General features: G+C 58.8%; 14 protein-coding genes and 1 tRNA gene. 2 read left to right on the top strand and 13 right to left on the bottom strand.

The window, feature by feature from the left end:
* Window positions 1-6: 6 nt before the first annotated feature.
* The 4 genes from AC5S16_RS04470 to AC5S16_RS04455 are packed head-to-tail and all read right to left on the bottom strand — an operon-like array spanning window position 7 to window position 5,294.
* Window positions 7-2,658: an ABC transporter permease gene (locus tag AC5S16_RS04470; protein WP_493928828.1), complete on the bottom strand. Its 2,652-nt coding sequence runs from the start codon at window positions 2,656-2,658 to the stop codon at window positions 7-9.
* A gap of 17 nt (window positions 2,659-2,675) precedes the next feature.
* A complete protein-coding gene (locus tag AC5S16_RS04465) occupies window positions 2,676-3,026 on the bottom strand; it encodes a PadR family transcriptional regulator (RefSeq protein WP_493928827.1) in 351 nt (116 codons plus the stop codon).
* 55 nt (window positions 3,027-3,081) lie between these two features.
* Complete coding sequence (locus tag AC5S16_RS04460; protein ID WP_493928826.1) at window positions 3,082-4,629, bottom strand: glycosyltransferase family 39 protein; 1,548 nt, start codon at window positions 4,627-4,629, stop codon at window positions 3,082-3,084.
* Window positions 4,626-5,294, bottom strand: a complete 669-nt coding sequence (locus tag AC5S16_RS04455; RefSeq protein ID WP_493928825.1) for an HAD family hydrolase — start codon at window positions 5,292-5,294, stop codon at window positions 4,626-4,628. The genes AC5S16_RS04460 and AC5S16_RS04455 overlap by 4 nt, the downstream gene beginning before the upstream one ends.
* Window positions 5,295-5,324: 30 nt before the next feature.
* On the opposite strand from AC5S16_RS04455, the gene AC5S16_RS04450 reads away from it, so the two are divergent.
* Window positions 5,325-6,497 carry a pyridoxal phosphate-dependent aminotransferase gene (locus AC5S16_RS04450; protein WP_493928824.1) on the top strand — a complete coding sequence of 391 codons (1,173 nt, stop codon included), beginning with the start codon at window positions 5,325-5,327 and terminating at the stop codon, window positions 6,495-6,497.
* A gap of 88 nt (window positions 6,498-6,585) precedes the next feature.
* On the opposite strand, the gene AC5S16_RS04445 is transcribed toward AC5S16_RS04450, so the two are convergent.
* Window positions 6,586-7,215 (bottom strand): MBL fold metallo-hydrolase, encoded by a 630-nt coding sequence (locus AC5S16_RS04445; RefSeq protein ID WP_493928823.1) that lies wholly within the window; start codon window positions 7,213-7,215, stop codon window positions 6,586-6,588.
* Between the two features lie 149 nt (window positions 7,216-7,364).
* Here AC5S16_RS04445 and AC5S16_RS04440 point away from each other — a divergent pair, with 149 nt between their 5' ends.
* Window positions 7,365-7,622 carry a hypothetical protein gene (locus AC5S16_RS04440; RefSeq protein WP_493928822.1) on the top strand — a complete coding sequence of 86 codons (258 nt, stop codon included), beginning with the start codon at window positions 7,365-7,367 and terminating at the stop codon, window positions 7,620-7,622.
* A gap of 3 nt (window positions 7,623-7,625) precedes the next feature.
* Here AC5S16_RS04440 and AC5S16_RS04435 read toward each other — a convergent pair whose 3' ends face one another.
* The 8 genes from AC5S16_RS04435 to AC5S16_RS04400 all read right to left on the bottom strand — a co-directional run bounded on the left by AC5S16_RS04435 (window position 7,626) and on the right by AC5S16_RS04400 (window position 18,599).
* Window positions 7,626-8,825, bottom strand: a complete 1,200-nt coding sequence (locus AC5S16_RS04435; protein ID WP_493928821.1) for a metal-dependent hydrolase family protein — start codon at window positions 8,823-8,825, stop codon at window positions 7,626-7,628.
* A gap of 194 nt (window positions 8,826-9,019) precedes the next feature.
* Entirely contained in the window at window positions 9,020-9,316 is a 297-nt protein-coding gene (secG, locus tag AC5S16_RS04430; protein ID WP_493928820.1) for a preprotein translocase subunit SecG, read from the bottom strand.
* Between the two features lie 45 nt (window positions 9,317-9,361).
* Window positions 9,362-9,446 (bottom strand) — tRNA-Leu (locus tag AC5S16_RS04425).
* Between the two features lie 120 nt (window positions 9,447-9,566).
* Window positions 9,567-10,805 carry an acyltransferase family protein gene (locus AC5S16_RS04420; protein WP_493928819.1) on the bottom strand — a complete coding sequence of 413 codons (1,239 nt, stop codon included), beginning with the start codon at window positions 10,803-10,805 and terminating at the stop codon, window positions 9,567-9,569.
* Window positions 10,806-10,877: 72 nt separating this feature from the next.
* Window positions 10,878-14,639 carry a hypothetical protein gene (locus AC5S16_RS04415; RefSeq protein WP_493928818.1) on the bottom strand — a complete coding sequence of 1,254 codons (3,762 nt, stop codon included), beginning with the start codon at window positions 14,637-14,639 and terminating at the stop codon, window positions 10,878-10,880.
* Window positions 14,636-16,681, bottom strand: a complete 2,046-nt coding sequence (locus tag AC5S16_RS04410; RefSeq protein ID WP_493928817.1) for a BatA domain-containing protein — start codon at window positions 16,679-16,681, stop codon at window positions 14,636-14,638. The genes AC5S16_RS04415 and AC5S16_RS04410 overlap by 4 nt, the downstream gene beginning before the upstream one ends.
* Window positions 16,681-17,571, bottom strand: coding sequence for a DUF58 domain-containing protein (locus AC5S16_RS04405; RefSeq protein WP_493928816.1), 891 nt, complete (start codon window positions 17,569-17,571; stop codon window positions 16,681-16,683). Before AC5S16_RS04405 ends, AC5S16_RS04410 begins: the two co-directional genes overlap by 1 nt.
* On the bottom strand, window positions 17,571-18,599 hold the full coding sequence (locus AC5S16_RS04400) for an AAA family ATPase (protein ID WP_493928815.1): 1,029 nt from the start codon (window positions 18,597-18,599) through the stop codon (window positions 17,571-17,573). The genes AC5S16_RS04405 and AC5S16_RS04400 overlap by 1 nt, the downstream gene beginning before the upstream one ends.
* Window positions 18,600-18,606 lie beyond the last annotated feature (7 nt).

Here is an 18,606-nt window from a genome sequence, read left to right as displayed (position 1 = left end):
AGACCCTTATTCCGTTCTCAATGCCTTGACTGGGTCGACAGATGCGGCGCGCCGCGCCGGAATATAGGCGGCAATCAAGGCGATCAGAACCATCAGCAGCGGCACGGCGCAGAGTGTGAGCGGATCGAACGGGCTTATTCCAAAAAGAAAGCCTCGCAGCAGCCGGGTTGACGCCACAGCAACCACGAGCCCGGCGACCGAGCCGGTAACGGCCCATACAAGGCTTTGCTTTACCACCATGCGAACGATCTGCCAGCGCGGCGCGCCGAGAGCCAGGCGGACGCCGATCTCCCGCGTGCGCCAGCTTACGATGTAGGCAATCAGGCTGTAGACGCCGGCTCCACCCACGCCTATGGCAAGCACGCCGAAGCCAAGAAGAAGGACCGTCAGCGAGCGTGAGGCAGAAGTGGAAGCTGCAACGACTTCATCAAACGTCCGCACATGCGTGACCGGAACCTGAGGATTAATCTGCGCAACCACTCTGCGCAATCCTGACGCGATCTGTTCGGCCCCGGCGTGCCCGCGCAGCAGAATATGCATAGATGGCTGCTCAAGTTTGGGTAGCATCGGGAAATAAATTTCTTCGTCAAAGCGGTCGCCGGAAAGGTTTTGATGACGCGTGTTGCTCACAACGCCGACCACGATAGAAGCGGCATTGGGATCGAAGACTGCCGGAGTCTTCTCATCGGCGACATTGAGAAGGTGCTTGCCGAGAGGATTCTGGCCCGGCCAGAGATTGTCGGCCATCCGCTGATTGATGACGACAGCGCGGCTGGTTCCGGATTGGTCAGAGTCGGTCAGGAGGCGTCCGCTAAACAGCTTCACACCGAGTGTCTGAAAATAATCGGTGGAGACGACGCGGGAGGCTGCAAGACGCGGTTGCTGTCTGGCCTCGCGAGGATGGTCATCGGCGTCATAGGGGAAGATCACGTCATCGCCGCTCATCGGCAACGTGTCTGCCAGCGCAACATCTTCGACGCCTGGAATGGCGCGCGCCTGCTCCGGCAATTCCCGGAAGAATGTCTGACAACGCCCTCTCGGTCCGATGCCCTGCGAGGGCAGGAACGGGCATGTATCGGCGTCCAGGGAAATTTCAGCGGTTACCATCCTGTCGATGCGAAAGCCGGGATCAACATGCGACAGGCTGTTCAGGCTGCGCAGCATGAGCCCCGCGGCTGTGATCACAACTACGGACAATCCAATCTGGCCGACAACCAGCAGCATCGAGAGTCTGAATTGCGATCCCTTGCCGGCAACGCTCAGGCTGCCGGAGCGCAGCGATTCCTGCAGATGCGGCGAGGCCATCTTGATGGCGGGAATCAATCCAAAGAGCACGCCGGTCAGCACAGAAATGAGCAGCGCGAACAGGAAGACATTCCAGTGCAGTCCTATGCCAGCCATGCGCGGCGTGTCTGCAGGAAGAAGCTTCGTGAGCGCACGCAGGCTGATCGAGGATGCAGCCAGCCCGACCGCTCCAGCAAGCAGCCCCAGCAGCGCGCTCTCGATCAACAGCTGACGGACGATGCGACCACCGGATGCTCCCAGGGCGCCGCGAATCGCCATTTCGCGCTCGCGCGACGCTGCGCGGGCAAGCATGAGGTTGGCAACATTGGCGCAGGCGATGAGCAGGATGAGCCCGACGGCCCCGAAGAGAAGCAGCAGGCGCGGACGGGTGTCGCCCACGATGGAGTCAAGCAGGGGGACAACGGTGGTGTCAGCTACCCAGTCGTCCGGCATGCGCCAGGGAAAGAGCGTGAGCAATTGAGGGTGCAGCCTGTGCAGCTCAGCCTGTGCTGCTGCGGGTGTGACTCCGTCTTTGAGCCTGCCGATGGCGCGCAAGTCATAAGGGCCTACCCAGGGATCGTAGGAGTCGCCGCCTTTGAAGGAGATAGGAATGACGAACTGCGTTTCGGCGTAAGGAAAGTGGATGCCGGGGGGCATGACGCCGAGGATGCGGCGCGAAATGCCATCGATACGGATGGTCTGGCCGATGACGAGCGGATTTTCGTTGAAGCGCTGCTTCCAATATCCGTAGCTGAGAACCACAACCCGGTCGGCGCCTGCGACTGCATTCTCAGCAGAGAAGAAGCTGCCGCCTGCTGGATGAATGCCCAGCGTGTCGAACGCATTGACGGTAACGCCGGACCCAAAGACGCGCTCGGCGGAGTCAGCTACGTCAATGTTTGATTCATCATTCGGGCCATAGCCGGAGATGGAAGAGAATGACTGCGAGTGCTCCTGTAATGCCCGGACCCAGCCCTTGGGATAGAACGCACCGTTGGAAGGAATTGCCGCGAGCCGGTCCTGCTGCGGATAAGGCAGCGGGCGCAGCATGATCGAATCAATCAGTGTAAAGATCGCCGTATTCGCGCCGATACCCAGAGCCAGCGTGAGCACGGCCATCGCAGTGAACGCACGGTATCTTCCAATCTGCCGCAGGCCAAACTTCACGTCGGCCCAGAGCGAAGAAAATGTTGGCCATTGCCATTGCTCCCGCCCGTGCTCCTCGATCAGCGCTACATTGCCGAACTCGCGCCGTGCCTGGTGTTCGGCATCTTCGCGGCTCATGCCATCGGCGACGAGCGCTTCGATCTTTTCATCGAGGTGCTGCTGGATTTCTTCGGAGAGGTCGTCATAAACGTTGCGGTGCGAGAACATAAAAGTCCCTCCTGTAGCTAGGACTCGTTTGGCGAAAGAACGAGGTTGATGCCTTTGAACATCTGCTCGAAGCGCGAAACTTCACGCTCCAGATGCTTGATGCCGGCGCGGGTGATCGAATACGTGCGCACGCGGCGGTTTGTGCTTGAGACCTGCCACTCAGCCTTGAGCAGGCCCTCTTTCAGCAAGCGCTGTAACGCAGGATAGAGCGAGCCTTCTTCTACCTGCAGCAGATCATTGGAGCGCTGCTTGATGTGCTGCACCAGCGCGTATCCGTGCATGGGCTGCCGCCGCACGGACTCGAGAATCATGATCTCGAGCGCGCCAGGAAAAAGATCGCGTGGTTCGGATTTTTTGAGTGGAGTCATAGCCTTTGTTGAAACAGGCCTAGACTAAAACAGTATGAGGAAAATCGTCAACTAATTATTTTTTTGAGAAGCTTTTGAGAGCATAAACGCGGTAGGCGGCCCACTTCTGCGCATGGTTCCACCAGCAGACCGGATCAGGAGGGCGGTGCTCGGCCACCAGCGTGTAGTCAGACGTAAGATATGTCTGGAGTTGCGGCCACAGATTCATCTTCTCGAAATTGTCCGAACCATTCAGATGCTGGAAGCTTGTAACGATGATCACCTTCGGCGGCTCTTCGTGAATCTGCCGCCAGAACTTTGCCTGCGCTTCCTGCACGGCAGGCTCAGAACCCGGCCCGAGGATCAGAAAATCAGCGAGCATGCCTGTCTGCTGGACCAGCTTCATGCGATAGAGCGTGGTATTGCACCCCGAGACCCAGTCGATGCACTGAATATGTCCGGAAAGCTGCTGTCCGCCGAGCGCGTTGATGTCCGACTCCAGCATGTCCATGAATTCAAGATTGTGCCAGTCATAGGTGCCGGCGAGGTATGCCGAGCGTGGAGCGAGGTAGAGCGCTCCCAGAGCAAGAGATACCACAGCTGTGAGCCGCAGCAGTCCGCGCCGTTGCAATGCGAGAAAGAGATCGATCGCCACGATGGCCAGCAGGAATGCAAGAAAGGGATAGCGATGGTAGGGGTGGTCTTTGTGCTGCGCGACATAAGAGGCAAAGCTGAAGAGCAGGCCGATCCACAACGCAAGATGCTCCCAGCCGTTCCACTTGTCCTGTTCGTCTTTCGAGGAGAAGAGAGGAATAACAAGAAACGCAATCCACAGTATGACGAGAAGAACGAAGGGTGAAACGCTGTGCACGATCATCGTGCTGAAGGGCAAGTGTCCCAGGCTTGCGTAGTAGGGCACCACGGTGCGCAGATTGTGCAGGAATGCGAACAGCGCACGCTGCCGGATCAGAAAGAAAGCGACAATCGCACCAGGCAGGAGAAGACCCGCGATACCAGCACAGATATGAGGCGTGATGCGCCGCTGCTTCTTTCTCAAAGGAAGAATGGCGAGCATCAGCAGGACGATTCCGAGAGGAATCGCCGTGGGCTTGATGGTCGCTCCAATGCCTGCGCAGAGGCCGAAGAGTCCCATAGCCCACCACTGGTTTTTGCGCGTTGCATGAAACAGGAAGGCATACGCCAGAACCAGCAGCACCGCCAGTGTCAGGTCGCGCTGGCCGGACTGATGAATGCCGTCGCGTCCGTGAGCAAGCATGAACAGCACTCCGGCAAACAATCCTGCAAACCAGCCGTAGGGAAGCGCGATCGCAATCATTCCCGTGAGCGCTGCCACACAGAGCGAGAAATCAAAGATGCGCCATGCGAGCGCACCGGATCCGAGCGTGTGCATGACGGACCATTCAATCAGATAACTTCCCGGCATGTTCATGTCGCCCAGATCGCGATAGGGCGCCATGCCGTGGTCCATCAGGAAGCAGATGTAGTGAATAAGGGAAGCATCGCCGACCAGCGGCCAGTGGATGGTAGTGATGATGAAGTAGACGGCACAGACGGCGAGCACAGATGCGAGCGTAATTTTGAACCAGCGCACCCAGACAATCATTGTGGAGTGGATTGCGACTTTGCAACGCTCACTATTCCCGGGACGGGGAAGCCGTTAAGCCACTCGTGCGCTGCAAGATCATGACGGAGCTGCTCGATATTTTTGAACTGCAATGCATTCAATCCCACGCGCCGCGCGCCTTCCACATTCTCAAGCTTGTCATCGAGAAAGAGCGATTCCGCGGGAGCAACGCCGAGCTTTTCGCAGGTGTAGGTGTAGATCGCGGGATCAGGCTTGGCGATGCCGAGCTCACACGACCAGGTGTGATGGTGGAAGTCGCCGAGCCACGCAAACTCCTGCCGCATGTAGCTCAGCGTTTCTTCGCCCATGTTTGAGAGGATGCCGATGCGCAGGCCTACTTCGGCAAGCGCTTTCGCCCAGGCAATCATCGGCTCGTTGATGGTGCACCACATGAGCACATCATTCTCGACCAGGCTTTCGATATCAGTTGCGGTTAATTCTATGGAGGTGTCCTTGGCAAACTGCTGCCAGTAGGTGCGGCCGTTGAGTTTGCCCATGTCGTAGGCGTGGCGATGCGTCCAGTAGTTGCGGTCGAATGCGTCGTGCTCAAGGCCGGTAATGGTGAGCAGGTTGTTGAGTGCAGCCGGATCCTGCGGATGGCTGAGGACCATCCCGTAATCGAAAATGACGCCGCGAATCGCCATGCAATCTCCTCTGTCTCTATTATGCGGTATATGGGCATCCACTTTTCCGCGCGCACTGCGTGGGAGACGGCAGAGACAGAGCTGGCGCGGGCATTGCGTGATCGCAGAGAACGAGGACTACCGCTGCTCGATCTCACGGCTTCGAATCCGACGCAATGCGGATTTCACTATGACGAAGCCGCGATCCTTGCTCCGCTCGGAGCACGCGAGGCGCTGGCATACGATCCGAATCCGCAGGGAATGCTCACTGCGCGCGAAGCCGTGTCCGGTTACTATCGCGAGCACGGCGCTCAGGTGGATACGGCGCATATATTTCTGACGACCAGCACCAGCGAAGCATACAGCTATGTGTTCCGTCTGCTGTGCGATCCAGGCGACGAGGTGCTGATTGCACAGCCAAGCTATCCGCTCTTTGATTTTCTGGCTGCGCTCGATGACGTGCGTCTCGTGCCCTATTCGCTTTTCTACGATCACGGGTGGCATCTGGATATAGAAGATGTGCGGCGGTGCATTACTCCGCGCACGCGGGCCACTGCGCTGGTGCATCCGAATAATCCTACGGGACACTTCATCAAGCCGCAGGAACGCGCGGAACTCGAAGCCCTGTGCCGCGAGAAGAACCTTGCGCTGGTTGTGGATGAGGTGTTTCTCGATTACCCTCTGCAGAAAGAAAAGGGACAGAGCTTCGCCGTTGCGCCGCAGCCGGTCCTGACGTTTGTCCTGAGCGGACTAAGCAAGATCGCAGGCCTTCCTCAGATGAAAGCAGCGTGGATTGCTGCTTTCGGCCCTCAGTCTGAACTCGCTGAAGCCCTCGCGCGCCTCGAAGTGATTGCTGATACGTTCCTCTCGATGAATGCTCCAGTGCAATGTGCATTGCCGCATTGGCTTGAGCAGCGATGCACGATTCAGCAGCAGATACAGCGCCGCACACAGAGCAATCTCCATGCTCTGGATCAGTTGCTGGCCGCGCAAAGCATGGTCATGCGACTGGAAGTTGAAGCCGGATGGTATGCCGTGCTGCGTGTTCCTGCTCTGCGAAGCGATGAAGAGCTTGCCATTGACCTCATCCGCACGCATGGAGTGTCGGTTCATCCGGGGTATTTCTTCGGCTTCTCCGGCAATGGTTGGCTGGTGGTAAGTCTGCTGACTCCGGAGGGTGAGTTTCGTGAGGGGATAGGGAAGGTCCTTCGGGTTTTTTCTTAGATATGTGGTGGTGCACTGGAAAAGCAGATCCTTCGACTGCGCTCCACTACATTTCGCTTCGCTCAGGATGACAACTTGGAATGGTTCGCTAATTCTGCAGGAAGGGATTTGACTCGCGTTCTTTGCCGATCGTCGTTGAAGGACCGTGGCCGGGAATGACGCGGGTCTCATCGGGCAGTGGAAGCAGGCGGTCATGAATGGAACGCATGATCTTCTGGAAGTCGCCTCCCGGCAGGTCGGTGCGGCCGATCGATCCGGCGAAGAGAGTGTCTCCAGCAAGGAGCAGATTCTCGGGAGCGAAGTAGAGGCAGATGCTTCCGGGAGTGTGTCCGGGCGTGTGCAGAATCTGCGCTGGGAACTTCTCCAGTCCGATGATGAGGTGATCTTCGGCGCTGGCATCGGGCGGCGCGACCTCCGGCGTTTCCACGCCGAGCCATCCGGCCTGCATCTCCATCATTTCGAGCAGAGGCAGATCGTTCTGATTCAGCAGAATCGGCGCTCCAGTCTGCTGTTTCAGTTTGAGCGCTCCTCCGACGTGATCGATGTGCGCGTGCGTTACTACGATCTGTTCCAGCTTCAGCCTGTGCTTTGCGAGCCGCGCCAGAATCTCCGGGATATTGTCGCCGGGATCGACGACCATGGCATTGCCCGTGGACTCATCGCCCAGGATCGTGCAGTTGCACTGCAGCAGCCCGACAGGAAATGTTTCAAGAACCATTCATTTTGATTGTGCGCGAAGCTGCCCTGAATCCGCAAAATTACGTCACAGTACATTGGATTTGTGTTGGGTATAATTCGGAGTCGCACCTCCAAAAGCAGATTGAGAAACTATGAAAGGCCACGGAACAAATTCCGGCTTGAGTCGCTATGGCAAATCGCAAGGAATGGACTGAATGGCATCTGACGCCGCGCGGGTGGGAGCGCGGCGCCTCGCGCGTACACGGACAGGGCAACACCTGGGTGGAAGAGCCGGTCGACCGTGTCCTGAGCTTCGTCTACCAGGAGCTTGAAGCCGACGGCTCACCCGAAGTGAAAAAGTGGGCCGAGGAAACCTGGCGCTCGAAGAAAGCTGAGAATATCGACGAGCTCCTGCAGAAGTACGGCCCCGCTCCGGAAAAACTGTGAGTGCTATGGCGCAAGCGGCTTCACCACCACTCCGCCCTTCATCACCCAGGCAACGTGCTCCATCACGGTGATATCTGACAGCGGATCGCCCGGCACTGCGACCAGGTCGGCAAATTTGCCGTGCTCGATCGTGCCCATGTCCTTGTCGAGCGAAAGCAGTGTCGCGCCGTTGATGGTAGCGGCCTTCAGCGCATCGACCGGAGTCATGCCGCCGCGCACCAGCGCTCCGAACTCGCCGGAGAGCACCTCAGGATCGGAATCATCCACGCCATAGGCGATTTTGACGTGGTACTTCAGCGCGCGGGCAAAGGCCGGTCCCTGCGCGTCGACAATCGCAATGCCTTTCGCCATGCTGCGCGGATCGCGTCCCCGCGACGTGCCTGTCTTCAGGTCGTGCTGGAAGCAATAGAGCGTAGGCACAAGCCACGTACCGCGCTGCGCCATCATCTGCGCGCCTTCCTCGTCGAGCATCGTGCCGTGCTCGATCGAATCCACGCCTGCGCGGATCGCAGCCTTGATTCCTTCGGTACCTTCGGCATGCGCCATCACCTTGCGCCCGGCGCGATGCGCTACTTCGACAGCGCGCGCCATCTGCTCTTCGCTCAGTTCCTGAACACGGTAGTCGCTGATCGGATCCATGACGCCTCCGGTGGCCATCAGCTTGATCCAGTCAGCGCCGTACTTGATGTCGCGCCGCACCACGCGGTTGATGTCGTCAGGAGTATCGGCAAGGTTCGGCTGTTCGAGGCTCGGCTTGTCGGGAGACAGCAGGTCGGAATCGCCGTGCCCTCCGGTGAGCGAGACGCAACTTCCCGCAGCCACAATGCGCGGACCAGTGATCAATCCCTTGGCAACGCCCGCGCGAAGAGCAAATTGCGGATAGGAAGGATAGCTCTCGCACGCATCGCGGACCGCGGTGAATCCGTGATCGAGCCAGACGTGGAGATTGGCTACGCCGCGAACCGTAGCTTCAGGCGCCGACGTCATCAGATAGGCTCCGGCGGATTGCGTCGTCGGGTCATCGAGCGTATGTCCATGAGCATCGATCAGGCCGGGCACAATCGTGTACTTGCTCAGATCGATGACCGCATCGCCTGCCGGCGCGCTCGTGGCGATGGCCTTGATGCGCTCTCCCTGAATGACGACGTAAGCGTCCTTGGTCACCTGGCCGCTGCGCACGTCGATCAGACGGCCGGCATGCACAGCGAATTCTTTCGGAGCAGGCGTCTGCGCGTTACATGTCAAACAGACGATGGCGGAAGAAACAAGAAGGGAAGAGAGTCGTAGCGTCAGGCCCACATGGAAGTCCTTTTATTTAGGATTGTTGGGCTTGATAGTAACAGCAAAAGGCAGGCGCCAGGCCTGCCTTTTGGGATCGAGAACTTGTGGCTTTAAAGCTACTTCTTTGCCGGAGCTGATTGAGTCGGTGCCTTCGTACCTTCGAGCACGGAATGTCCGCCGACGCGTTTCTGCATCAGGATGGTCAGCCCGATTGAGGTAAGCATAAAGATGATCGCGCACCACGTGGTCAGTTTGGTGAGCAGGTTGGCTGCTCCGCGGGGGCCGAAGGCAGTCTGCGAGCCCTGACCGCCAAAGGCGCCGGCAAGATCCGCACTCTTTCCCTGCTGCAGGAGAATGACAATGATCATGAAGACGCAGACGATAACGTGGATGGCAAGAACGAGATAAAACATGCGTTGGCTTCTTCTGGAACCTTGGATAGAACTCAGTAGTCTGTTTGGTGCGGAAGGGGGGACTTGAACCCCCATGCCTCTCGGCGCCACCCCCTCAAGATGGTGTGTCTGCCAATTTCACCACTTCCGCACTATTTACAACTTACTGATATTCAATATTTTAGCGGATGCGCTCTCGTGAAGAAACGGAGTGTATCGCTGTCTTCATATTTTATCGTGGCCGGCTGCATACTGCAATGTAAGGGCCCCATCAGATACGAAGGAATATCTTGTTCCGGTACATCCAGTAAAGCGCCAGCCAATACAGCAGCATCACAGCGATGCCCAGCATGAGCGGCTCGAGGCCCGGGCCGAAGATACCGAAGATCCGGTAGCCGAGGTGGATGTGCAGGCTGCTGATGATGAATTCCTCCCATAAGTGCGCGATCAGGTACGCAGCAATGGAGTTCATGCCTACGACCGCCAGTGGAAACGCCCACCGCGGGTGGTTCTTCACGTCAATGATCCACGAGAATGCCGCCAGGAAGAAGAAGCAGACGCCGCCGCTGAAGAGCGTCCAGCTCGGTGTCCATACGCGCTTCACGATGGGGCAGATTCCCGTGAAGTGAAGGAGCAGCCCGGCCGCAAACAGGATCAGTCCGGCAACAAAAAAGCGACGTATAGGAATCTTTGGAGCAGAGGCGCGGAACCACTGTCCCGCTGCCAGGCCAAGCAACATGGTGCCCAGCGTGGGAATGAAGCTCAGCGTAAGATAGCCTCCCCCATTAAAGACAAATGGCGATGACCGCGGAAACAGGTTCAGGAACCACACATCAAAGCCCTGGCCAAGATTGCTGTTCTTGTTCCAGTGCGAAGCAAAGCCGGTAAAGTTGTGGTGCCAGTCTGCGGGAACGCCGACTGCGGCATAATCGAAATTCGGCCCCGGCGCAGGATAGAGGGCCCAGGCCAGCCAGTATCCGAATAGGATCGCGGCAAATGCCGTCCATTGCCATTTAGGCCGGCAGAAGGCCAGCAGGAAGGCAAACGTGTAGCCCAATCCGATCTGCGTCAGAGTGTCTTCAAACGTGAAATAGGTTTGCGTGCTGTGCGTCGAGCGAAGAAAGATTCCCAATGCGATCAGCAGCAGGCTTCTCCACAACGTATGAAGCAGCAGTTTGCCGAAGGTTTGTCCTTTGCGCAGGCGGCTGTGAATGGAATAGGGAAGCGCCACTCCTACCAGAAAAGTGAAGGATGGTTGAATCAGGTCGTGCAAGCCCATGCCGGCCCATTCCACGTGTGTCTGGTTGTAGGCGAGAATCCGCCAGAACAGGCTGCCCGGGTAGGCCCGATGAACGGCAGCAAAATTCATCACTTCGCCCATCATGAGCAGCATCACCAGGCCGCGATAGGCGTCGACCGCAACATTGCGCTTCGGCGGTTGAGCAGCAGAATCTTTAGGCAAAGTATTCGGAGCTGTCTGCGGATATGCAGCACTGACAGCGGATGCCATCGTTTCACCTCCGTATGTGGGCGGTGCTTACGAAAAATATCGTTAGATTTCGGATGATAGCACAGACGAAAGCTAAGGATTCTTGCTCAGCCGCCGGTAGTATTCAGCTACGGAATCCTGGTATCCCTCAGGAATGGAAGATGGCTTCTTGGTGCGCGCATCTGATGTGCCGTTTTGCTGCAACTCGAGCTCAATACGGTTGAGCGAACTCTGCACCTCGCGATGCATCTGCTCGACCATCGCTGGATTGCCGGGGAAGCGGCTGGGATCGAGCTGCTGCATCTGTCTCGCAAGAGCACTGATTTCTTTTGATGCCTGCGGATCGCCCTGCACCATCTGGCGAAGATGGTTCATCGTCTGCATATCCTGTTGATAGCCGCGCTCCACATCAGGAGGATTGCCGGAAGCATCGAGCGGAACCGGACGCCTCGGTCCCTGTCCATAGCGGTTGTTGCCGGTGTTGAGATTGCCCAGCACAGCGCTGTCTGCGCCTCCACCGCCATAACGGATATCGCCGCTGACATCACCGCCCCGGCGCAGGTCATTTCTCGCATCGAAGCCGCCGGCATTGCCACCCTGCTGCTGGCCTGATTGTCTTCCTCCAATGCGTTGCCGCTGGCCATTGCCCGGCTGGCCGCCATTTTGATCGGCCCCATTTTGACCAGCCTGATTCTGGCCATTCCGGCCCTGCTGCTGACCTCGGCTCATCGCATCAAGCTGGCTGCGCAGCCGCTTGATCTGGTCAAGCATCGCAGTCTGGTCTCCCTGACCTGCCGCGTCGCCGGGCTTTCCGGGTTGTCCCGGTTTCGACTGACCCATGACCTGCTGCGCCTGGTGAAGGTCCCGGCTCAGCTTCTCAAGCCCCTGCGCGATCTGGTTCTCCGTTCCATTCGAGTTGGGATTGATTCCGCGCCGCAGCCAGTCAGCCGATCTCTGCGTATGGTTGTCGAGATCGGACTGGTCCATTTCCGTCAAAGCATCGCGCAATTGTTTTGAGACGCCCGGCTGGCTCGAAGCCATATCGCGCTCCGTGTCGCGAAGATTCTTCTGCAGCTTCGACAGGTCATCGGAAAGCTGTTGCCGTTCGCCGGCCAGCTGATCGCGCTGATGGAGCCGCTGCATCATGCTGTCCCTGTCCATCGCAGCGGCGGAGTCGTCCTGCCCGTTCGCAAGCTTGTTGATGCGGTCCGCCTGCGCGCGCTCTTCCTGCGTGATCCGGTCGGCCTCGCGCGAGAGGGAATTCAACTTTCCGGAAGCGAGTTGCTGCTGCGTACCACCGAGCAAGCTTGTCGCCTCGCGCAACCTGTCTGCGGCCTGACGCGCTGCGTCAGCGCTCTGCTGTTGTTGCGAGCCGCCGCTGCGCTTCATCGCATCACCTGCCTGGCGCAGGCGGCTCAAGGCCTGCTCGATGCGCTGGTCAGAAGACTGCTGTGCAGAAGACTGACCATTCGCCTGCTGTCGTGACGATGACTGAGACTGTGAACCGCTGCTCTGCGACGAACTGTTCTGCGCGCTTTGCTGTCCACTTTGCGATCCGCTTTGAGAGCCACTCTGTGAACCGTTCTGTTGTTGCTGCTGTTGCGAACCAGATTGCCCCGAGCTTTGCTGTCCGTTCTGCTGCTGGCCCTGGCCATTCTGGTTCTTAGCCATCTGCTCCATCTGCCGCTGCAGTTGTTCCGCTTCGCGCCGCAGCATCTCCTGTTGCCAGCGGTCCTGGAAGCTCTGCTGCGGATTGCGCTGGTTTGCCAGCTCCTCCTGCCGTTTGGCCAGAGCATCGAGTTTCGCGAGTGCGTCGTCCACGTCCTTCTGGCGCTGCTCAGCAGGAGACGTGCTCTGTGCTGTCTCGTACTGGTTCTTCTCTGTGTCCAGCTCGAGATCGAATAGGCTGGCCAGGTCGCGTCCCGCGCTGTTGGTGCCGCCACCGCCACCCTGCTGGCCGAATGCCACTTGAATCTTCCGGAAGGTCGACTCTGCATGCAGCAGCGCCTGCAACGCTTTCTGCTCCAGCGGAATTGCATCCTTCCATTGCGTTTCCTTCAGCTTGTCTGCTGAAGGAGCCATGGCTGCAGCCGCAGTCTGCATGTCTTTCTCAAAGCCGGTGAACTCTTCGTTCGCCTCCGAAAGATCGCGGCTTTGCATGCGGGCCGAGAGTGCCATTACCTGATCGCGCAGTTTCTGTTGTGCGTCAGAGAGAAACTGACCGGCCACTGTCGCATCCTTCGCCGTCGCAGACTTGTCATTCTGCTGCTTCCACGTTGCGGCAATCAGTTCTTTCTCGCGCCGGGATATATCGGTCTGGTTGTTCTGCCCACCAGCTCCGCCGCCACCACCGCCGCCGCTCTGCTGCGATTGCGAAAACTCGCGCTCGAACGGATCGGCCTGGATGAAGCTGATATCGGTGCGCGCCTCCGAGTGGCCATCCTTCGCTGTGGCATAAAGACTCACCAGGTCGCCGGGCGCCAGTTTGAAATCTTCAAGCCGCAGCGTATAGGAGCCGTCCGAGTCTTTCGCTCCAGGCGCTTTGAGCAGATTCACATCGTGGTCCTGTCCGCCGTTGACCGAGTAATGTAGATGAACATCGTTCAGTCCGAATTGGTCCGCAGCCTTCACGCCGACCGTGACTTCTTCAATCGGACTGGCGCGATAATCGCCGCCCGGACGGCTGATGGCAACCTCCGGCGGCTGCGCTTTTTCTGTCGCGATGAAGTAGTCCTCCGAGAGCCTTACTGTCTGCCCCGAGTCAGTCGCAGCGATGTGATACGCACCGTCCTTCTCCATGTGGATCGTGCCCTGGTACTTATTCCCATCACCGCCTTTGAGATGAATGGTCTGGCCGCCATCAAGCGCGAGCTGGCCATCCTTCAAAGGATGATCCATCTCGATCTCGACTGCGGCGTCCGTCCCTTCAATCGCGCGCAGATCACCCGAATGCTCTTCAGTCACCGGCTTCATGCCCGTCCACTTCGGATACTGATACGTCACCTGGATTCCCTTGACGGCAGGAAGATCGACTACGCGCACTTTATAGTGCGGCGAGGTCAGCGGCCCGGCGGCTACGTAGTACTCCACGTTTTCCGGTAGTCCGGCAAAGACGAATTGAAATGCCGCTGCGCCGCCCGCATCGGGCTGTGGCTGCATCGTCACCGGCTCCCACGCGCCAGTGCTCTGGTAGTACGCGAAGAGCTGCGCCTTCTCCGGATGCATGCCCATAACGCGCGCTGTGATGAGCTGGTCGCTGTTGCGCCGCACTGCGACATCGCCTGGCGTTACGACAATCGAATAGAGCGGAGCTACATTCTTCTTCGGTCCGGTCCAGAGCAGGGAAGCGCCATATCCCAGATAGCCCGGCCCCGCAAAGATCGTCAACGCCAGCACGCCGAGGCATGCGAGCCCCGCGCCGCTCAGCATAAAGAGCAGATTATCCGGAACCAGCGAAGAAGGCGCCGCATGCTGCACCTGTGACAGCGTGTCGGCGGCCAGCAGCTCTAAAAACGGATCGCCGCCGTTGCGCTCGCGCTCATGAAAAGTGGTCAGGCGCTGCTCGAATTCAGGATATGCAGCTTCAGCTCTATGAACAGCACGCTCGCGCGTCAACCGGATGAGCGGCAGCGCCAGCCCAAGCGCCGCGGCTACGGCCAGCGAAGCAATCAGCGCGAGGCGCGCCCCTGCAACTCCATGCGCCGGAAAAGCAAAGCGGTTGAGCAGCAGTACCAGAATGACAGTGACGACTAGCGCAGTGCCGGTAAAGATGGCCGCGCCGCGCAGCCACGCTCCGAGCCGCAATCTGTGCTCGAGCTGTGCGATATAGGAGTTGAGCTCGGCCTGCGTGCTCATGCTTCCTCCCGCTGCGTACCCAGGTAGCGGCTGGCCAGAGCCGTCTCCGCCAGCGCAACTACCAATGCCAACAGCATAACGTACCACCACAGGTTGATGGGGCGGTATTTCACCTCATCAACGGCGGCTTTCTGCACAGGCGCGCCGCTGTTGTTGCTGTTTCCGCTCCAAAGTTGCTGTACATCTTGAGGTATAGGCTGCAGGTCTGACTCGCGACGATCGGGATTCACTCCCACCACCGCATCGCGCCCATTTGCAAAGCGAAGCTGATAGAAGCCTGCCCGTCGCAATTGGAATGTCTGCACCGTCCGCGCTTCGCTCAGCGAGAGCGGCCTGTGCCCATCAGGGTCGATCACCTCGACGTTCGCCACTTCGCCCACCGGCGCAGCATTCGCACGAAGCTGCACGAATGAATCCACCAGGTCGGAGCCGCTAAGCCGCGCGCGGCCGGAGAGATATCGCGCCGCCTTATCTACAAAAGCCACAAACACCGGATGCAGCGGCAGATCGTTGGTCAGGTTTTCAAAGCCCGATGCAAACAGCAGCACATGCCCTTCGCCCATCTGCTTATCGAGCACGAGCGGCGTGTCATCGCTCAACCGCACTGCAACTCGCGCCTGCCCCGGGTCAACCGACGCAGAGTAAAAAAACTTCGTCTCCGCCCACCCGCCATTGTCGCGGCCCGGCTGCTCCTGCTCAAGCGCAGCATGAGTAAAGTCCACCCGGCCAATAGTCGCGGGGTTTCCTGTGCGGGTATGGATGTGCGTGTCCCGTACATCACTGCCCCACAGTGGAATGCGCGCATGTTGTCCTGCATTCGTTCCAAGGGCGATGAACACGCCTCCACCCTTCGCAACATATTGCGCAAGCGAGTGCTCGAAGATCGACGGCAGCGCAACTGCATCGGACAGTACCACAAAGGCGAACTTCGACGGATCGAGGTCCGTGGTCTGCTCTGCTGTTACGTTCTGCAGCATGAAAGAGCTTTGCCCCGCCGCACCGAGCGCCGCGCCGAAGTAGAGCGCCGACCGCGTATCGTTTCCTGCATGAACGAACAGCACGCGCTCCGGGTCTGAATGGCGGACGACGAAGATGCTCGCGTCATCAGCAGAAAAAGCATCCCCGCCTTCGATGCGCACCTCGCAGCGGTTGAATCCATATCCCACATCAATGGGGGCGAACTCCACCATCGCGCGTCCGTTGGCTGGGACCTGCGTCTTCTTCGACGCGATCACCTTGCCGTTTACCACCAGCGACACCGTCTTCTCCGCTGCCGGAGTGTTGAACCCTGCCACCACCGCCTCGACACGCGAGCGCTTCGGGTCTTTCGGATCGGCAAGCTCCGCCGGCGCGCTCACGCGCTCTACCGTCCAGTTCGGAGGCGGCGCACCCTTCGCTGCATCATGCAATTCGAGCGCCACATTTGGCGGCAACACCATGTCGGCAAAGTTCGCAGGCATTCCTGTGCGCTGCATATCGCTGAAGAGATGCAGATCGATAGGTCGCTGTGCTGTCTCAGACATCGCGCGGATGCTTCGTCCCAGTTCGCCGAAGTTCGCATGCCCGTCTCCCGGCTGGATGCCGTCGAGCGCTGCCCGCAGCTGCGACTGGTCGGAGATAACCTGCGTCAGCATCTCGACTTGCCCTCCCAGCGCGACCACCTGCGCCTGCTGCGAGTGAGGCTTCGCAGATAGCACCTGGATTGCCTGCTGTTTCGCGTCTTGGAATCGTGTTCCAGCGCGCATGCTGAAAGAATCATCGAGCACAATCAGCAGCAGCCGCCCATTCGCTGCAGTAGCCGGCCTCCGTATAAAAGGGCTCGCAAACGCCAGAACCACCAGGAACACCAGCGCAAACCGCAGCGCAAAAAGCAGCAGGTGCCTCAACCGCCTGTGCTTCGTAGAACTCTGAATACCGCGCTCGAAGAACATGAGCGAGCTCACCGGCCTAGGCGTGGTCACATGCCTGCGCAGCAGATGCACGAAGATGGGAATGCCCAGCGCCGCAAGTCCTGCAAGAAACCATGGAGTAAGAAAGCCCATCAGTGTCCCGCCTGGCGCAGCGAAAGATACTCGCGCAGCGCCGCATCCAGAGGTTGATCGGTTTGGAGCAGGTGGTAGTCCATCCCCGCTGCCCGCGTGCGCGAACTCAGCTGCTCAAGATGCGCCTGCATCTTCGCGCGGTATGTGGTTTTTGCGTACTCCGGAATGACTTCAATCTTCTGCCCGGTTTCCAGATCCACCAGGATCGCTGGCCCCTTCATGTTAGGTCGTATCTCTTCCGGATCGAGAATATGAAAGAGCACCACATCGTTGCCATGGAAACGCAGCGGCTCGATCATGCGCACAATCGTCTCCGGCTCCTCATAAAAATCCGAGATCACAATGACGATGCCGCGCCGGTGCAACAGCGCCTGGAAGTGACTGAGCGGTTTGCCATAGTCCGTGCGCGCCCGCGGCTCTGCATTTTCGAGTCCGGAGAAGAGCCGCGCAAGCTGTCCCTGTCGCGTCGATGGCCGCACGTACTCGCGCACTTCATCGTCAAACACAATCAGCCCTGCGGCATCTCGCTGATTGCGGATCGCCAGATAGAAAAGCGACGACGCAATAAAGCGTGCATAATCCATCTTCGGTGGAGGCCCAGAGGTGTACTGCATTGAGTTGCTCGCATCGAGCAGCACCGTGAGCTGGCTGTTCGTCTCGCCGCGATAGCGCTTCAGATAGCAGCGCTCCGTGCGCGCATAGAGGTTCCAGTCCACGTGGCGCAGATCGTCTCCCGGAGAATAGGCGCGGTACTCGGCAAATTCCTGGCTGAAGCCGAAGTCCGGAGATCGATGCAGGCCGGCGACAAAGCCGTCCACCACGGTCTTCGCCAGCAGATCGAGCGACGAGATGCCGGCCAGCACTGCGGGATCGAGGAAGCGCTGCTCCATCAACCCTCCTTGGGACGAGGCAATTGCGCAATGAGCCGATTGAGAATTTCATCGGCGTCAATCCGCTCCGACTCGGCATGGAAGTTGAGCAGGATGCGATGCCGCAGCACCGGAACTGCGAGCCACGTGATGTCGTCATACGTCACGTGGTAGCGCTTGCGCGAGAGCGCCCGCGCCTTCGCCGCCAGCACAATAAACTGTGCCGCGCGCACGCTTCCTCCATAGTTCACGTACTTCTTTACGAAGTCGGGAGCATTGCCACTGCTGTGCCGCGTTGCGCGCACCAGACTCACCACGTACCGCACCAATGTTTCGGCAATTGGCACCATGCGCACCAGCTGCTGGAAATCGAGCAGCTCTTCAGCCGACGTAACCGGCTCAACCTTTGCCGTGCGCGTCGTTGTCGTCATGTCGACGACCTTCATCTCATCCTCTGCGCTCAGATAATCAAGTATTGCATTGAAGAGAAAACGGTCCAGCTGTGCCTCAGGCAGCGGATACGTACCTTCAAGTTCGATCGGGTTCTGCGTTGCCAGCACGAAGAATGGTGCTGGAAGCCGGTAGAGATGCCCGCGCACGGTGCAGGAATGCTCCTGCATGGCTTCAAGCAGCGCCGACTGCGTCTTCGGAGGAGTGCGGTTGATCTCATCAGCCAGCAGAATGTTGGCGAAGATCGGCCCTTCGACAAATGTCCATTTACGATGACCGGTCGCAAGGTCCTCTTCAATAATGTCGGTGCCCGTGATATCGGAGGGCATCAGGTCGGGCGTGAACTGGATGCGCCGGAACTCGAGACCCAAAGTATCGGCAATCGTGCGCACCATCAGCGTTTTCGCCGTGCCGGGCAGGCCGGTCATCAGGCAGTGTCCGCCCACAAAGAGCGCAATCAGCACCTGGTCGAGCACTTCGTCCTGCCCCACAATCACTTCGCGCACCTGCTTCAGGATGCCTTCGTGCACGGCGTGGAAGCGCTCGACGCGCCGCTGGAGCTCTGCTGCATCCGAATTCAGCTCGGCAAAAATAGCCATCGGTCCG

The organism is Acidobacterium sp. FHG110202_01 (assembly GCF_059115305.1).
This window is presented reverse-complemented; position numbering and strand designations above follow the sequence as displayed.

Excerpts from the sequence above, each read along its gene's own strand:
- AC5S16_RS04460 (WP_493928826.1), bottom strand. The coding sequence starts at position 4,629 with ATGATTGTCTGGGTGCGCTGGTTCAAAATTACGCTCGCATCTGTGCTC.
- AC5S16_RS04445 (WP_493928823.1), bottom strand. The coding sequence starts at position 7,215 with ATGGTTCTTGAAACATTTCCTGTCGGGCTGCTGCAGTGCAACTGCACG.
- AC5S16_RS04415 (WP_493928818.1), bottom strand. The coding sequence starts at position 14,639 with ATGAGCACGCAGGCCGAGCTCAACTCCTATATCGCACAGCTCGAGCAC.
- AC5S16_RS04420 (WP_493928819.1), bottom strand. The coding sequence starts at position 10,805 with ATGGCATCCGCTGTCAGTGCTGCATATCCGCAGACAGCTCCGAATACT.
- AC5S16_RS04450 (WP_493928824.1), top strand. The coding sequence starts at position 5,325 with ATGGGCATCCACTTTTCCGCGCGCACTGCGTGGGAGACGGCAGAGACA.
- AC5S16_RS04455 (WP_493928825.1), bottom strand. The coding sequence starts at position 5,294 with ATGGCGATTCGCGGCGTCATTTTCGATTACGGGATGGTCCTCAGCCAT.
- AC5S16_RS04405 (WP_493928816.1), bottom strand. The coding sequence starts at position 17,571 with ATGGAGCAGCGCTTCCTCGATCCCGCAGTGCTGGCCGGCATCTCGTCG.
- secG (WP_493928820.1), bottom strand. The coding sequence starts at position 9,316 with ATGTTTTATCTCGTTCTTGCCATCCACGTTATCGTCTGCGTCTTCATG.
- AC5S16_RS04465 (WP_493928827.1), bottom strand. The coding sequence starts at position 3,026 with ATGACTCCACTCAAAAAATCCGAACCACGCGATCTTTTTCCTGGCGCG.
- AC5S16_RS04400 (WP_493928815.1), bottom strand. The coding sequence starts at position 18,599 with ATGGCTATTTTTGCCGAGCTGAATTCGGATGCAGCAGAGCTCCAGCGG.
- AC5S16_RS04470 (WP_493928828.1), bottom strand. The coding sequence starts at position 2,658 with ATGTTCTCGCACCGCAACGTTTATGACGACCTCTCCGAAGAAATCCAG.
- AC5S16_RS04440 (WP_493928822.1), top strand. The coding sequence starts at position 7,365 with ATGGCAAATCGCAAGGAATGGACTGAATGGCATCTGACGCCGCGCGGG.
- AC5S16_RS04410 (WP_493928817.1), bottom strand. The coding sequence starts at position 16,681 with ATGGGCTTTCTTACTCCATGGTTTCTTGCAGGACTTGCGGCGCTGGGC.